The organism is Microbacterium sp. Leaf159 (assembly GCF_001423615.1).
GTDB lineage: Bacteria > Actinomycetota > Actinomycetes > Actinomycetales > Microbacteriaceae > Microbacterium.
Window position 1 is genome coordinate 142,418 of sequence record NZ_LMOU01000001.1, and the last position, 14,353, is coordinate 156,770.

General features: G+C 67.3%; 14 protein-coding genes. 9 read left to right on the plus strand and 5 right to left on the minus strand.

Going from position 1 to position 14,353, the window contains the following annotated elements; all coding sequences use genetic code 11:
* Nucleotides 1-11 precede the first annotated feature (11 nt).
* From ASF80_RS00695 to ASF80_RS00715, 5 genes are all read left to right on the plus strand, one after another.
* Complete coding sequence (locus ASF80_RS00695; protein WP_056307107.1) at nucleotides 12-1,454, plus strand: aldehyde dehydrogenase family protein; 1,443 nt, start codon at nucleotides 12-14, stop codon at nucleotides 1,452-1,454.
* A complete protein-coding gene (locus ASF80_RS00700; protein ID WP_056307111.1) occupies nucleotides 1,451-2,302 on the plus strand; it encodes an aldehyde dehydrogenase family protein in 852 nt (283 codons plus the stop codon). The genes ASF80_RS00695 and ASF80_RS00700 overlap by 4 nt, the downstream gene beginning before the upstream one ends.
* A gap of 119 nt (nucleotides 2,303-2,421) precedes the next feature.
* Nucleotides 2,422-2,811: a VOC family protein gene (locus ASF80_RS00705; protein ID WP_056307112.1), complete on the plus strand. Its 390-nt coding sequence runs from the start codon at nucleotides 2,422-2,424 to the stop codon at nucleotides 2,809-2,811.
* Between the two features lie 93 nt (nucleotides 2,812-2,904).
* Complete coding sequence (clpX, locus tag ASF80_RS00710) at nucleotides 2,905-4,173, plus strand: ATP-dependent Clp protease ATP-binding subunit ClpX (protein WP_056307115.1); 1,269 nt, start codon at nucleotides 2,905-2,907, stop codon at nucleotides 4,171-4,173.
* A complete protein-coding gene (locus ASF80_RS00715) occupies nucleotides 4,170-4,706 on the plus strand; it encodes an NUDIX hydrolase (RefSeq protein ID WP_056307117.1) in 537 nt (178 codons plus the stop codon). The genes clpX and ASF80_RS00715 overlap by 4 nt, the downstream gene beginning before the upstream one ends.
* A 27-nt stretch (nucleotides 4,707-4,733) precedes the next feature.
* Here the strand turns inward: ASF80_RS00715 and ASF80_RS00720 are convergent, their stop codons facing one another.
* A complete protein-coding gene (locus ASF80_RS00720) occupies nucleotides 4,734-6,785 on the minus strand; it encodes a M3 family metallopeptidase (RefSeq protein WP_056307118.1) in 2,052 nt (683 codons plus the stop codon).
* A complete protein-coding gene (locus ASF80_RS00725) occupies nucleotides 6,782-7,690 on the minus strand; it encodes a LysR family transcriptional regulator (RefSeq protein ID WP_056307121.1) in 909 nt (302 codons plus the stop codon). Before ASF80_RS00725 ends, ASF80_RS00720 begins: the two co-directional genes overlap by 4 nt.
* 81 nt (nucleotides 7,691-7,771) lie before the next feature.
* Between ASF80_RS00725 and tdh the strand changes: the two genes are divergently transcribed.
* The 4 genes from tdh to ASF80_RS00745 all read left to right on the plus strand — a co-directional run bounded on the left by tdh (nucleotide 7,772) and on the right by ASF80_RS00745 (nucleotide 10,905).
* The gene (gene tdh, locus ASF80_RS00730) at nucleotides 7,772-8,815 is read left to right on the plus strand and encodes an L-threonine 3-dehydrogenase (RefSeq protein WP_056307123.1); all 1,044 of its coding nucleotides are present in this window, start codon (nucleotides 7,772-7,774) and stop codon (nucleotides 8,813-8,815) included.
* Nucleotides 8,815-9,993 (plus strand): glycine C-acetyltransferase, encoded by a 1,179-nt coding sequence (locus tag ASF80_RS00735; protein ID WP_056307124.1) that lies wholly within the window; start codon nucleotides 8,815-8,817, stop codon nucleotides 9,991-9,993. The genes tdh and ASF80_RS00735 overlap by 1 nt, the downstream gene beginning before the upstream one ends.
* A gap of 73 nt (nucleotides 9,994-10,066) precedes the next feature.
* The gene (locus ASF80_RS00740) at nucleotides 10,067-10,690 is read left to right on the plus strand and encodes an ArsR/SmtB family transcription factor (RefSeq protein ID WP_056307127.1); all 624 of its coding nucleotides are present in this window, start codon (nucleotides 10,067-10,069) and stop codon (nucleotides 10,688-10,690) included.
* The gene (locus tag ASF80_RS00745; RefSeq protein ID WP_056307130.1) at nucleotides 10,687-10,905 is read left to right on the plus strand and encodes a hypothetical protein; all 219 of its coding nucleotides are present in this window, start codon (nucleotides 10,687-10,689) and stop codon (nucleotides 10,903-10,905) included. The genes ASF80_RS00740 and ASF80_RS00745 overlap by 4 nt, the downstream gene beginning before the upstream one ends.
* A 67-nt stretch (nucleotides 10,906-10,972) precedes the next feature.
* Here ASF80_RS00745 and ASF80_RS00750 read toward each other — a convergent pair whose 3' ends face one another.
* From ASF80_RS00750 to ASF80_RS00760, 3 genes are all read right to left on the minus strand, one after another.
* Nucleotides 10,973-11,188: a hypothetical protein gene (locus tag ASF80_RS00750; RefSeq protein WP_056307132.1), complete on the minus strand. Its 216-nt coding sequence runs from the start codon at nucleotides 11,186-11,188 to the stop codon at nucleotides 10,973-10,975.
* The gene (valS, locus tag ASF80_RS00755; RefSeq protein WP_056307134.1) at nucleotides 11,188-13,782 is read right to left on the minus strand and encodes a valine--tRNA ligase; all 2,595 of its coding nucleotides are present in this window, start codon (nucleotides 13,780-13,782) and stop codon (nucleotides 11,188-11,190) included. The genes ASF80_RS00750 and valS overlap by 1 nt, the downstream gene beginning before the upstream one ends.
* Before the next feature lie 97 nt (nucleotides 13,783-13,879).
* Nucleotides 13,880-14,353, minus strand: coding sequence for a hypothetical protein (locus tag ASF80_RS00760; RefSeq protein WP_056307136.1), 474 nt, complete (start codon nucleotides 14,351-14,353; stop codon nucleotides 13,880-13,882).

Sequence of the window (14,353 nt, forward strand, 5' to 3'; positions counted from 1 at the left end):
GAGCCCCGAATATGTCATTCCTGGAATACGCTCCGGCACCGGAGTCGAAGGCAGTCCTCAACCTCAGGGACAGCTACGGTCTGTTCATCGACGGCGAGTTCGTCGACGGTTCGGGCCCGAGCTTCACCACCATCTCGCCCGCCGACGAGACCCGCATCGCCGAGATCGCGTCCGCGAGTGATGAGGACATCGATCGCGCGGTCGCCACTGCCCGTCGCGCATACGACAAGACCTGGTCGAAGATGAGCGGTCGCGATCGGGGCAAGTACCTGTTCCGCATCGCCCGCCTCGTGCAGGAGCGGGCTCGTGAGCTCGCCGTCGCCGAGAGCCTCGACAACGGCAAGCCGATCAAGGAGAGCCGCGACGTCGACGTGCCTCTCGTCGCATCCTGGTTCTTCTACTACGCGGGCTGGGCCGACAAGCTCGACCACGCGGGGCTCGGAGCGAACCCGCGCGCGCTCGGCGTCGCCGGGCAGATCATCCCCTGGAACTTCCCGCTGCTGATGCTCGCGTGGAAGCTCGCCCCTGCCCTGGCCGCCGGCAACACCGTCGTGCTCAAGCCCGCAGAGACCACGCCGCTCACGGCGCTGATCTTCGCGGAGATCCTGCAGCAGGCCGATCTTCCGGCGGGTGTGGTCAACATCGTGACGGGTGCGGGCGCGACCGGCGCTTCTCTCGTGCGCCACCCGGACGTCGACAAGGTGGCCTTCACCGGCTCGACCGGAGTCGGCCGCGACATCGCCCGCGCTGTCGCCGGGACGAACAAGAAGCTCACGCTCGAGCTCGGAGGCAAGGCCGCGAACATCGTGTTCGACGACGCGCCCATCGACCAGGCCGTCGAAGGCATCGTCAACGGCATCTTCTTCAACCAGGGGCACGTGTGCTGCGCCGGAAGCCGGCTGCTCGTGCAGGAGTCGATCCACGACGAGGTCATCGATCGTCTGAAGAACCGCCTCTCGACCCTGCGTCTCGGCGACCCGCTCGACAAGAACACCGACATCGGTGCGATCAACTCGGCGGCCCAGCTCGCCCGCATCCGGGAGCTCAGCGACATCGGCGAGGCCGAAGGTGCAGAGCGCTGGACGGCCGACTGCGCGATCCCTGACAAGGGATTCTGGTTCGCTCCGACGATCTTCACCGGAGTCGAGGCATCGCATCGCATCGCCCGTGACGAAGTCTTCGGGCCCGTCCTGTCGGTGCTCACGTTCCGCACGCCTGCCGAGGCGATCGCCAAGGCGAACAACACGCCGTACGGTCTTTCCGCGGGCATCTGGTCGGACAAGGGCTCTCGCATCCTGGCGGTCGCCGACCGGCTCCGCGCCGGCGTGATCTGGGCCAACACGTTCAACCGTTTCGACCCGTCGAGCCCGTTCGGCGGTTACAAGGAGTCCGGATACGGCCGCGAGGGCGGACGTCAGGGTCTCACCGCGTACCTGAAGGGGGCCTCCGCATGAGCAAGCGATTGACCGTTCCGAAGACCTACAAGCTGGCCATCGGCGGTGCCTTCCCCCGCAGTGAGTCCGGCCGCACCTACGAGGTGCTGTCGGCGAAGGGGGCCTTCCTCGCGAACGCCGCCCAGGGCTCCCGCAAGGATGCACGGGATGCCGTCGTCGCCGCACGTGCCGCGGTGAAGGGCTGGTCGGGCGCCACCGCATACAACCGCGGACAGGTGCTCTATCGGGTGGCCGAGGTGCTCGAGGGGCGCCGTGCGCAGTTCATCGATGAGATCGCCGCGCAGGAGGGCGTCTCGACGTCCGCAGCATCCACGCAGGTCGACGAGGCGATCGACCTCTGGGTCTGGTACGCCGGCTGGTGTGACAAGTACGCACAGGTCGCGGGCAACGCGAACCCCGTCTCCGGTCCGTACTTCAACATCTCGGTGCCGGAGCCGACCGGGGTGGTCGCGATCGTCGCACCGCAGGACTCCGCCCTGCTCGGTCTCGTCTCGGTCGTGGCTCCTGCGCTCGTCGCAGGCAACACGGTCGTGGTGATCGCGAGCGAGCGCTTCCCGCTGTCGGCCATCAGCCTCGCCGAGGTGCTCGCGACGAGCGATGTGCCCGGGGGCGTCGTCAACGTGCTCACCGGCTCTCCGGCCGAGATGGCTCCGTGGCTCGCCTCGCACCAGGACGTCAACGCGCTCGACCTTGCCGGTGCCGGCGACCTCGAGTGGATCGACATGCAGATCGCTGCCGCCGAGACGCTCAAGCGCGTGCTGGCTCCCGGCGTTGTCACCGCATCTCCGGAGCGCATCGGCGCCTTCACTGAGGTCAAGACCGTCTGGCACACCAAGAGCATGGTCTAGCGTCGGCCCTACGCTGAGAGCCCCGCAGCATCAGCTGCGGGGCTCTCAGCGTGTCTCGGGCGACTCCTGCGAGCAGCGACGTCTTAGTGCGGAAAACTCAGCGCGCTATGTTGTGACGCGTGATCCGCCTCCAGAACGCCACATACCTCGTCCACGACCACGATGAGGCACTCGCGTTCTTCGTCGATGGGCTCGGCTTCGTCGTGCGCCAGGACGAGACGTTCGAGGGTGGCTGGCGTCGGGTGGTCGTCGGGCCTGAAGCAGGAGGCACGGGCCTCGTACTGGCGCTGTGCGCCGACCCCGAGATGCTCGGGCACCAAGCCGGAGACGACGTCGCGTTCTTCCTCGAGACCGATGATTTCGAGCAGCAGCATGCGCGCATGCTGGCCCACGGCATTCGATTTCGGGAGGAGCCGCGCCACGAGGCCTACGGCACCGTCGCGATCTTCGAGGATCCCTACGGAGCGCCATGGGATCTCATTCGGCCGCCGCGCATGTCGATCGGATAGTTCCACCACGACCCCGCGCCAATGCGTCCCGGTGTCGGATGCAGCGGTTAGGCTCAGTAGACGATCTCAGGATCCCCCCCTAGGAGGACGCGCATGGCCCGTATCGGCGAAAGCGCTGACCTGTTCAAGTGCTCATTCTGCGGAAAGAGCCAGAAGCAGGTGCAGCAGCTCATCGCAGGACCCGGTGTGTACATCTGCGACGAGTGCGTCGAGCTGTGCAACGAGATCATCGAAGAGCGGATGGCGGAATCCTCCGCCGAGGGCGGTGCAGACTTCGAGCTGCCGAAGCCCCGTGAGATCTTCTCCTTCCTCGAAGAGTACGTCGTCGGTCAGGAGCCCGCGAAGAAGGCACTCGCCGTCGCGGTCTACAACCACTACAAGCGCATCCGTGCGCACGGCACGCTTCAGACGGCCGAGCAGAAGGCCGAGAGCATCGAGATCGCCAAGAGCAACATCCTGCTCATCGGTCCGACCGGCTGCGGCAAGACCTACCTGGCGCAGACGCTCGCGAAGCGCCTCAACGTGCCGTTCGCGGTCGCAGACGCCACCGCACTGACCGAGGCCGGCTACGTCGGTGAGGACGTCGAGAACATCCTCCTGAAGCTGATCCAGGCGGCGGACTACGACGTCAAGCGCGCCGAGCAGGGCATCATCTACATCGACGAGGTCGACAAGATCGCCCGCAAGGCCGAGAACCCGTCGATCACCCGCGACGTGTCGGGCGAGGGTGTGCAGCAGGCGCTGCTCAAGATCATCGAGGGCACGGTCGCATCCGTGCCGCCGCAGGGCGGGCGCAAGCATCCCCACCAGGAGTTCCTGCAGATCGACACGTCGAACGTGCTGTTCATCGTGGCCGGCGCATTCGCCGGGCTCGAGGACATCGTGTCGGCGCGCGTCGGCAAGCACGGCATCGGCTTCGGAGCCCCGTTGCACGACAAGGGCAAGGACCTCGATCTGTTCAGCGAGGTGCTCCCCGAGGACCTGCACAAGTTCGGTCTGATCCCCGAGTTCATCGGCCGACTGCCCGTCGTCACCTCGGTGTCGCCTCTCGACCAGGATGCTCTCATCGACATCCTCACCGGTCCCCGCAACGCGCTGGTCAAGCAGTACCAGCGCATGTTCGAGCTCGACGGCGTGCAGCTCGAGTTCGAGGAAGAGGCTCTGCGGTCCATCGCCGACCTCGCGGTCGAGCGCAAGACCGGTGCGCGCGGACTCCGCGCGATCCTCGAAGACGTGCTCGGTCCGATCATGTTCGAGATCCCCTCCGCCGAAGACGTCGCCAAGGTCATCGTGACCCGCGCGGCCGTCGATGAGGGCGCGCCTCCCACGATCGTGATGGAGCGCAAGCGCAAGAGCGCGTGAGCCCGGCACCCGCGCCCTGGCGGGTCGTCGACAGCGAGATCGTCGTCGCCGACCGCTGGATCCGTGTGCGCGCGGACGACTGCCGTGATGCGGACGATCGTCGGATCGCGCCCTATTACGTGCTCGAGTACGGGGACTGGATCTCACTGCTCGCGCTGGATGCCGACGGCGGCGCGATCATCGTCGAGGAGTACCGCCACGGAGCGGGGATCATCGCGATGGGGATGATCGGAGGCGGCGTCGAACCCGGCGAGGCCCCGATCGCGGCAGCGGCCCGGGAACTCCGCGAGGAGACGGGCTACGAGCCGGGTGAGATCGTCGAGCTCGGATCCACCTGGGCGAACTTCGGCAACCACACCAACCGCGTGCATCACTTCCTCGCCCGCGACTGCGTCCGCGTCGCCGAGCAGGCGCTCGACGACAGCGAGGCGATCGCCGTGCACGTGGTGTCCCTCGACGGTCTCGGCGAGCACCTCGCTCAGAGCTATCACCAACTCACCTGGTACAAGGCGATGGAACTGCTCGACCGCTGAGACGAGGTGGATCGCGGATGATCCTGCTCAGGTATCGAGCCCTCGACGCTTCAGCAGAGGGGCGATCTCCGCGTCGCGGCCACGGAAGTCGCGGTACGCGTCGATCGGGTCCTTCGATCCGCCGACCCCGAGGAGGCGCGCACGGAATCGATCGCCGTTCTCGCGAGTGAGCCCGCCATGCTCTCGGAACCAGTCGACGGTGTCGGCGTCGAGCACCTCGCTCCAGATGTAGGAGTAGTACCCCGCGCTGTACCCGCCCGAGAACACATGGGCGAAGTAGGTCGACGAGTAGCGAGTCGGCACGACCGGGTCGTCGAGACCGATGTCGGCGAGCGCAGCGCTCTCGAACGAGGAGACGTCGGCGACTCCGGCGTCGGCCCCCACCTGATGCCAGGCCTGGTCGAGCCAGGCGGCCGCGAGGTACTCGCTGGTGTCATGCCCCTGGTTGAAAGCCTCGGTCGCGCGCAGTCGCGCGACGATCGCCGGGTCGAGTGGCTCGTCATTCTCGTGGTGACGCGCGTAGTTGTCGAGCACCTCGGGCCAGAGGATCCACATCTCGTTCACCTGGCTGGGGAACTCGACGAAGTCCCGGAAGACATTGGTGCCGGCGAAGTGCGGGTACGTCACCACGGCGAACAGGCCGTGCAGCGCGTGGCCGAACTCATGGAAGAGCGTGGTCACCTCGTCGAGGGTCAGCAGGGTCGGCTCTCCGTCGCCGGGAAGCGGCACGTTGAGGTTGTTGACCACGACCGGCAGCGTGCCGCGAAGGTGCGACTGGCTCACGATGGGGTTCATCCATGCGCCGCCGCGCTTCGAGTCGCGCGTGTAGAGATCGAGCACGTACAGTCCGAGGGCGGTGCCGTCGGCGTTGTGCACCTCGAACACGCGGGCCCCCGGGTGGTAGGCCACCAGGTCGTGTCTTTCGGTGAAGGTGACGCCGTAGAGCCGCGTGGCGGCGAAGAACACGCCGTCCTGCAGCACCCGCTCGGCCTCGAACCACGGTCGGAGGCCGCTCGTGTCGATGTCGTAGCGCGCGGTGCGCACCTTCTCGGTGTAGAACGCCCAATCGTGCGCCTCGACGGGGAACGGTGCGCTCTCGGTCTCGTCGACGATCGCCTGGAGGGCTTCCCGCTCCGCACGGGCGTTGCGCGCGGCCGGGGCGGCGAGCTCCCGCAGCATCCGCTCGACCGCCTCGGGAGTCCCTGCCGTCTCGTCGGCCGTGACGTATGCCGCGTGCGATGCGTAACCGAGCAGTTCTGCGCGCTCTGCGCGCAGCCGCACGATCTCTTGCAGCACCGGGCGGTTGTCGTTGCCGTTGTCACGCGATGCGCGCATGCGAGACGCATCCATGATCCGTCGCCGCGCTTCGCGATCACGCAGCTGCGCGAGATACGGATGCCCCGTGAACAGGGGCAGCGAGATCAGGAATCTGCCCTCGAGGCCACGCTCCTCGGCAGAGCGAGAGGCGGCCGAGAGCTCTCCCGTACTGAGACCGGCGAGCTCCTCGGCGGAGTCGAACACGACGGCCAGGTCGTTGGTGTCATTCAGCAGGTTGCGTTCGAAAGTGTTGTTGAGCGTCGAGAGCTGCTGATTGAGCAGAGTGAGCCTCTCCTTCGCCGCGTCATCGAGGGCGGCGCCCGCGTGCGTCATCTCACGGTGGTGCCGTTCGACGAGATAGCGCTGCTCGTCGTCGAGGTCGAGATCGGCGAGCTGTGCGTGCACCTGCTGCACGCGCCAGTACAGGGCGCCGTCGAGGGTGATCGCGTCCTGATGCGCGGCCATCAGGGGAGCGAGATGCTCGTCGATCTCCTGGATCTCGGGCGTCGCATCGGCCGAGGTCACCGTGTAGAACGCATGCGCGACTCGGTCGAGCAGGTCGCCGGAGCGCTCGAGCGCGTCGATCGTGTTCTCGAAGGTGGGCATCGAGCGCACCATCGTGATCCGCGAGATCTCGCGGAGGTGCTCGTCGAATGCGGCCTGGAACGCCGGGAGGTAGTGCTCGGGCCTGATCGCGGCGAAGTCGGGAAGACCGTAGGGGAGCGTGGACGGCTGGAGCAGCGGGTTCGAGGCGTCGGTCATCCTCTGAGCCTAGCCATCACCCGCTGGAGGGCCTCGACGACGAGACGGACGGACTGCCGCCTCAGGTTCTCGGGCCGGGCGAGCACGTCGATCATCCGGTGAGTGCTGACTCCTCGTAGGGGGAGCCGGACGATGTCGCGATCGTCGACCGTGCGGGTCGTGTAGCGCGGCAGCATCCCCAGCACTCCGCCGGCGGCGACGACAGCGGCGATCGCCCCGTAGTCGTTGATCCTGTGGCGGATCTCGACGGGGCGGCCGGCCACGGCGGACACCGCGCGCAGCACGTCGTCGGGGGAGTATCCGACACGGCTCGTGACCCACGGGCTGTCGACCACGTCGAAGGATGTCACCTGGCCACGCGCGGCGAGGGGATGGGATGCCGAGACGGCGACGTCGAGCGGCTCCCGCACGAGCGCCAGGCTGCGCATCCCGTCGGTGGGCCAGGGAGGAGAGTGCTCCATGCGGTGCGCGAGCACGAGGTCGTAGCGGGCGGTGAGAGCCGGGAAGTCGCTCTGCGCCACGTCCTCGTCTGTGAGCTGCACGGTCGGCGGCGCATCCGCCGCGTCGAGTTCCCGGATCAGCGAGCCGAAGAGCGCCTGTCCCACGCTGTGGAATCCGCTGACCGTGACGATGCCGGTGCTGTCACCCTCGAAGTCGTCCACCGCGCTGCGCGCTGCGGCCATGGCATCGATCGCGTCGGCGCCGGCCGTGGCGAGCACTTCGCCTGCGGCGGTCAGCGCCAGGCGGCGCCCGTCTCTCCGCGTGAGCGGCGTGCGAAAGCTCCGCTGCAGCGCCGCGAGGTGCTGCGACACGGCTGAGGGCGTCACGTGCAGGTTGTCGGCGACGGCGGCGACGCTGCCCAGCGCGCCGAGCTCTCTGAGGATCTGCAGCTGATGGAGTTCCATGTTCACAGATTAGCGATCACTACATCATCTATACAGAAGTTTGGGATTGCTCTACATCGTCGCTCGCGATGGGATCGACGTATGAAGGCACTGTTCAAAGCGGAACGCGCAGCCGGTCTCGAGCTCGTCGATCGTCCTGAGCCCACCGCGGCGGCCGACGAGGTGGTGATCCGCGTTCTGCGCACGGGGATCTGCGGTACCGACCTCCACATCCGTCGATGGGATGACTGGGCCGCATCTGCGATCGAGGCTCCGCTCATCCCCGGCCACGAGTTCTACGGAGAGGTCGTCGAGGTCGGGCCGCTCGTGCATGACATCGCGGTGGGCGACCGCGTCTCCGGTGAGGGGCACATCGTCTGCGGCACGTGCCGCAACTGCAGGGCGGGGCGCCGGCAGATGTGCATCCGCACGATCGGCCTCGGGCTGCAGCGAGACGGCGCCTTCGCCGAGTTCCTCGCGCTGCCGGCGACCAATGTCTGGGTGCATCACGCCGATGTCACACCGGAGCTCGGCGCGATCTTCGACCCGCTCGGAAACGCCGTGCACACGGCGCTCACCTTCCCGCTCGTCGGCGAGGACGTGCTCGTGACAGGATGCGGGCCGATCGGTCTGATGGCGATCGCCGTCGCCCGGCATGCCGGCGCGCGCTTCATCGCGGCGACGGACGTCAGCGCTCCCCGTCTCGAGATGGCGCGTCTGATGGGCGCCGACGAGGTCGTCGACGTCTCGGTCCGCGACATCCGTGATGCCCAGGACTGCCTCGGACTGCGTGAGGGCTTCGACATCGGGTTCGAGATGAGCGGTGCGGCGTCGGCGCTGCCGGCCATGATCGACAACATGAATCACGGTGGTCGGATCGCGATGCTCGGTCTGCCCAGCGCCGGCTTCGACATCGACTGGGGCAAGCTCGTCACCCACATGCTCACGATCAAGGGCATCTACGGACGCGAGATGTTCGAGACGTGGAACGCGATGGGGGCGATGCTGCAGACCAGCGCGACTCTGCGCGACTCGATCGGACGGGTGATCGCCGACGTGATCCCCGCCAGGGATTGGGAACAGGGTTTCGCCGCGGCAGAGTCCGCGGGAACGGGAAAGATCATCCTCGACTGGACGGAGCTGTGATGTACGGGACATTCCGGAAGCATGTGGCGGACGAACTCGACGGCATCGAGGCCGCGGGCCTCACGAAGCACGAGCGCGGCATCCGCGGACCGCAGAGCGCCGAGATCACGGCGGACGGTGCTGAGGTGCTCAACTTCTGTGCCAACAACTACCTGGGGCTCGCGGATGATCCGCGAATCCTCGAATCGGCGACAACGGCGCTGCAGGAATGGGGCTACGGGCTCGCCAGCGTCCGCTTCATCTGCGGCACCCAGGAGCAGCACCTGGAACTGGAGCGCCGACTCGCGGGGTTCCTTGGAACGGATGACGCGATCCTGTACTCCTCGTGCTTCGACGCCAACGGGGGAGTGTTCGAGACGCTGTTCGGCGCCGAGGACGCGATCATCTCGGACGAGCTCAACCACGCGTCGATCATCGACGGGATCCGTCTCTCCAAGGCTCGTCGACTGCGGTACCGGAACCGCGACATGGCGGATCTCGAGGCGCAGCTGCAGGATGCATCCGATGCCCGTTTCCGGGTGGTCGTCACCGACGGGGTCTTCTCGATGGACGGCTACATCGCACCCCTCGCCGACATCTGCGACCTGGCCGAACGCTACGACGCACTCGTGTTCGTCGACGACTCGCACGCGGTCGGCTTCGTGGGGGAGAGCGGCCGGGGCACGCCCGAGTTCTGCGGCGTCGCGGATCGGGTGGACATCTACACGGGCACGTTCGGCAAGGCGCTCGGTGGAGCGTCCGGTGGTTACGTCGCCTCGCACTCCGACATCGTCGCTCTGCTGCGTCAGCGCTCCCGCCCGTATCTGTTCTCGAACACGCTCGCGCCCGCGATCGTGGCAGGAACCCTGACCGCTCTCGACCTGGTCGAGGGCTCGGCCGATCTCCGAGCGCGTCTGCGCGACAACGCCGCTCTGTTCCGCGAGCGGATGACGGCGGAGGGATTCGACCTGCTGCCGGGGGAGCATCCGATCGTCCCGGTCATGTTCGGCGACGCGGCTCTCACGGCGCGAATCGCGACGGAGATGCAGGCGCAGGGCATCTATGTGACCGCTTTCAGCTTTCCTGTCGTGCCCCGCGGACTGGCGCGGATCCGCGTGCAGCTGTCGGCGGCGCATACGACCGAGCAGATCGAGAGATGCGTGGCCGCCTTCGTGGCCGCGCGAGCCGTCGTGAGCTGACGAGCGCGCAGACCAAGAGGTATTTGCAAAGAAGTCCTTGCAAAGAAAGCTTTGCAAGCGTATCTTTGCATACATGGCAGAAGAAGAGCAGTTGCGACGACTCGACTCCGGGGCGCTCAAGGCCCTGGCTCACCCGCTGCGTGTGCGGATCTTCGATCTTCTCAGCGCGCACGGGCCGCAGACGGCGAGTTCGCTCGCCTCGATGCTGGGGGAGACCTCCGGGTCCACCAGCTACCACCTGCGCACGCTCTCGGCGCATGACCTGATCCACGAGGTCGAGGGGCGGGGCACCGCTCGAGAGCGCTGGTGGGAGCTGCCCGAGGGACGCATCGACATCCCCGGTCCGAGCCAGAGCATGTCGCCCGCGAACCGGGCAGCGGCGCAGATCGTGTCGTCGGAGTTCTTCCGCCTGCGGCACGAGACCCTGATGTCCTACGTCAACCGGCCGGACACCGAGGTGCCGGAAGGCTGGAAGGACGCGGGCCTGATCGCCACGACCCTGCTCGAGATGACCCCCTCGCAGATGGAGGATCTCAAGGACGAGCTCATGGGAGTCATCGAGAGTGCCGTCGGGCGATATCGCGGCCAGACCGGGCCAGACGTGCGCCGGGTGTCGATGCGCACCGAGCTCTTCGACCTTCCGGCGACCGGGCCGGTGCTCTCCGTTGCCGCTGAATCGAACGAGGGGGAATCATGACCAGCGCGACCATCCGCCTCGTCGCTCCGACGCAGGCGGAGCGACAGCTCCTCGGCCTCGCCGATCGCCTCACGGGATTCGTCGAGCGACGCATCACTCGTCGGGCCCAGAAGCGAGCCCTCGCGCTCGACCTCCTGCGCGAGCAGCAGACCAGGCGACAGGATCCTCGGGCGGTCGATCACATGCTCGCCCAGATCGGACTCCCTCGGCGCTGAGACGTTCCGATGACGGCGAAGCCCCCTGCCGCAGGCGCGGTCAGGGGGCTTCGTCATCAGAGCTCGGTCAGTCCTCGAACGGGCGGGCGATCACATCACCGGAGCCGGTCTGCACGACCTCCCAGCCCGCATCGAGCTCGGCGGTCGCGCGGCCCTCGAGCCAGGTGAGCGTCCAGTGCCCGGTGAGACCGCGCGATTCGACCTCGGAGATCGCCGGCCGGAGCGCGGCGGGAACGGATGCCGGCGGCTCGGAGCCGGTGGCCCACCGCGTGCCCAGCTGCATCAGGCGCCCTCGACCGGAGCGAGCTCGATCGCGGTGACCGCGAACTCGTCCGCCTCGGTGAACTCGAGGTCGGCGATGCGCCCGACGGCTCGGAGATCGTCGGCCGCTGCGCGGAGCGCCTCGAGCTTGGCGGCAGGGGCGGCGATCGCCGCGCGCGACACCGGGGTCTTCTGCGAGGCCTTCGCCTCGGTCTTGGCGCGGCGGATGCCGATCAGAGCCTCGCTCGCCGCCGACAGCACAGCCGTGTCGCCCTCGATGCCGAGTGCCTCGGGCCAGGCCGCAGTGTGCACCGAGCCCTCTTCGAACCACGACCACACCTCTTCGGTCGCGAACGAGACGATCGGTGCGAGCAGTCGCAGCAACGTGGACAGCGCCAGGCGCAGCGCGAGCGCGGCGGATGCCTGACCCACGTCGTTCTGGTTGTAGGCGCGCTCCTTGACGAGCTCGAGGTAGTCGTCGCAGAAGGTCCAGAAGAACGCCTCGGTGACTTCGAGTGCCTTCGCCTGGTCGTAGTTCTCGAACGCCCTGGTGGCCTCCGCGATCACGGCGTCGAGCCCGGTGAGCATCGAGGCGTCGAGAGCGTGGGTGACCTGTGCACCGTCAGGCACGGGGAACGACAGCACGAACTTCGCGGCGTTCAGCACCTTGATCGCCAGTCGGCGACCGATCTTGACCTGCGTCGGGTTCTGCGGGTCGAAGGCGGCATCCATGCCCAGGCGGCTGGAGGCGGCCCAGTAGCGCACCGCATCCGATCCGTGGGTCTCGAGGATGTCGGCCGGCGTCACGACGTTGCCCTTCGACTTCGACATCTTCTTGCGGTCGGGGTCGACGATGAAGCCCGAGATCGCGGCGTTGCGCCACGGCGAGCGGCCATCCTCGAGAGTCGAACGCAGCATGGTCGAGAAGAGCCAGGTGCGGATGATGTCCTGACCCTGCGGGCGCAGGTCGAACGGGGCGGTGAGCTGCCACAGCTCCTCGTCGCGCTGCCATCCGCCGGCCAGCTGCGGGGTCAGGGACGACGTGGCCCAGGTGTCGAGGATGTCGGCCTCGGCCTCGAAGCCGCCGGCCACTCCACGCTGATCCTCGGTGTATCCCGCAGGCACATCGGTGGTCGGATCGATGGGAAGGATCGCGTGATCGGGGGCGAGCACCCGGTCGTAGTCGCGGTCGCCGTTCTCGTCGAGTCCGTACCAGAGGGGGATCGGCACGCCGAAGAAACGCTGACGCGACACGAGCCAGTCGCCGGTCAGGCCGCCGACCCAGTTCTCGTAGCGCACCCGCATGAACTCCGGATGCCAGTCGAGCTCGGTTCCGTGCGCGAGCAGCTCGTCACGGAGCTTGGCGTCACGGGCGCCGTTGCGGATGTACCACTGCCGCGTCGACACGATCTCGAGGGGACGGTCGCCCTTCTCGAAGAACTTCACCGCGTGGTTGAACGGCTTGCCGACCGCGGTCATGTCGCCTGTCTCCTGCAGCTTCTCGACGATCGCCTTGCGCGCCGAGAACACGGTCTTGCCGGCGAGCTCGGCCGTGTACCAGTCGATGGCCTCGGGACTCGCCACGATCGACGGGGCGGTGGGCAGGAAGCGCCCGTCCAGACCGATGGTCGTCATGTTCGGCAGGTCGCCGCCGGTGGTGGTGCGCAGCTCGCGCCACCAGATGATGTCGGTCACGTCGCCGAAGGTGCAGACCATGGCCGCACCCGTGCCCTTGTCGGGCTGCGCGAGGTGGTGTCCGTGGACCTCGATCTCGGCGCCGAAGAAGGGCGTCCGCACCTTCGTACCGATCAGGTGCTTGTGCGGGCCCTCGGGGTGCGTCACGATCGCGACGCACGCCGGGAGCAGCTCGGGGCGCGTGGTCTCGATCGTGATCGAGCCCGAACCGTCTGCGAAGGGGAAATCGATGGTGTGGTACGCGGCCTGCTGGTCGCGGTCCTCGAGTTCGGCCTGGGCGATGGCAGAGCGGAAGTCGATGTCCCACAGGGTCGGCGCGAGCGACTGATAGGCCTCGCCGCGCTCGAGGTTGCGCAGGAACGCGAGCTGGCTCTGACGAATCGTGTCGTCGGAGATCGTGCGGTACGTCTGGGTCCAGTCGACGCTGAGGCCGAGCTGGCGGAAGAGGGCCTCGAACTGCTTCTCGTCCTCGATGGTCAGGCGCTCGCACAGCTCGATGAAGTTGCGGCGGCTGATCGGCACCTGGTCGGCCGCGCGGCTGGACTTGTTGTCCCCACCCTCGAACGGCGGGGTGAAGTCGGTCTGGTACGGGAGCGTCGGGTCGCAGCGCACGCCGTAGTAGTTCTGCACCCGGCGCTCGGTGGGCAGACCGTTGTCGTCCCAGCCCATCGGGTAGAAGACGTTCTTGCCGCGCATGCGCTCGAAACGCGCCTTGACGTCGGTGTGCGTGTACGAGAACACGTGACCGATGTGCAGACTGCCGGACGCCGTGGGTGGGGGAGTGTCGATCGAGTACACGCCCTCACGGCCGGACTGTGCGGCGCGGAGTCGGTCGAACAGGTAGGTGCCCTGCTCCGACCACGACTCACCCCACTTCGCTTCGAGGCCTTCGAGCACGGGCTTGTCGGGAATCACGGACATGGAGGTCTCCTCGAGCGATGTATGCGGCACTGTGTGAGCGTGCCTGAGTGTGGGTTGTGCCCCACAGTCTAATCGTCCCGCACAGGTGGGGAGTCCCTCACTCGCCCCAGACGGCCTCCACGATCGCTGCCGCCTGGTCGTTCGTGACCGCCAGGTCGCCGTAGCTGGCCGCTCGCGTCTCGAGGTCCGGACTGATCTGCTCCACCACCTCTTTCACATCGATGGGTTCGCCATCGACATCGTTCACGGAGAGCTTGATCTGATCGCTCGGCACATCGTTGTTCTGGAGCACGATGGTGAGTATCCCGGCGAGATCATCGGCCGAGAGCTCGCCGTGGTCGAGATCCACCCCGACGATGAGGTTGAAGGTGAAGCCGTCGATTCCTTTCGCCGCGAACGAGTCGGTCACGCCGATGTCGGACTCCGCCAGGGCAGCGGGAATCGTCTCGGCGAAGTCCCCGTCGGAGAGCTCTTTCGTGATCGCTCCGCACCCGCTCAGCGCGACCATGGCGGCGCCGAGGGCGAGGATCGCGACTCCGCGGACGAGTCGAGTGACGCCGGTGGTGCTCAT

Excerpts from the sequence above, each read along its gene's own strand:
- ASF80_RS00695 (WP_056307107.1), top strand. The coding sequence starts at position 12 with ATGTCATTCCTGGAATACGCTCCGGCACCGGAGTCGAAGGCAGTCCTC.
- ASF80_RS00700 (WP_056307111.1), top strand. The coding sequence starts at position 1,451 with ATGAGCAAGCGATTGACCGTTCCGAAGACCTACAAGCTGGCCATCGGC.
- clpX (WP_056307115.1), top strand. The coding sequence starts at position 2,905 with ATGGCCCGTATCGGCGAAAGCGCTGACCTGTTCAAGTGCTCATTCTGC.
- ASF80_RS00720 (WP_056307118.1), bottom strand. The coding sequence starts at position 6,785 with ATGACCGACGCCTCGAACCCGCTGCTCCAGCCGTCCACGCTCCCCTAC.
- ASF80_RS00725 (WP_056307121.1), bottom strand. The coding sequence starts at position 7,690 with ATGGAACTCCATCAGCTGCAGATCCTCAGAGAGCTCGGCGCGCTGGGC.
- tdh (WP_056307123.1), top strand. The coding sequence starts at position 7,772 with ATGAAGGCACTGTTCAAAGCGGAACGCGCAGCCGGTCTCGAGCTCGTC.
- ASF80_RS00735 (WP_056307124.1), top strand. The coding sequence starts at position 8,815 with ATGTACGGGACATTCCGGAAGCATGTGGCGGACGAACTCGACGGCATC.
- ASF80_RS00740 (WP_056307127.1), top strand. The coding sequence starts at position 10,067 with ATGGCAGAAGAAGAGCAGTTGCGACGACTCGACTCCGGGGCGCTCAAG.
- ASF80_RS00745 (WP_056307130.1), top strand. The coding sequence starts at position 10,687 with ATGACCAGCGCGACCATCCGCCTCGTCGCTCCGACGCAGGCGGAGCGA.
- ASF80_RS00750 (WP_056307132.1), bottom strand. The coding sequence starts at position 11,188 with ATGCAGCTGGGCACGCGGTGGGCCACCGGCTCCGAGCCGCCGGCATCC.
- valS (WP_056307134.1), bottom strand. The coding sequence starts at position 13,782 with ATGTCCGTGATTCCCGACAAGCCCGTGCTCGAAGGCCTCGAAGCGAAG.
- ASF80_RS00760 (WP_056307136.1), bottom strand. The coding sequence starts at position 14,353 with ATGAGCACCACCGGCGTCACTCGACTCGTCCGCGGAGTCGCGATCCTC.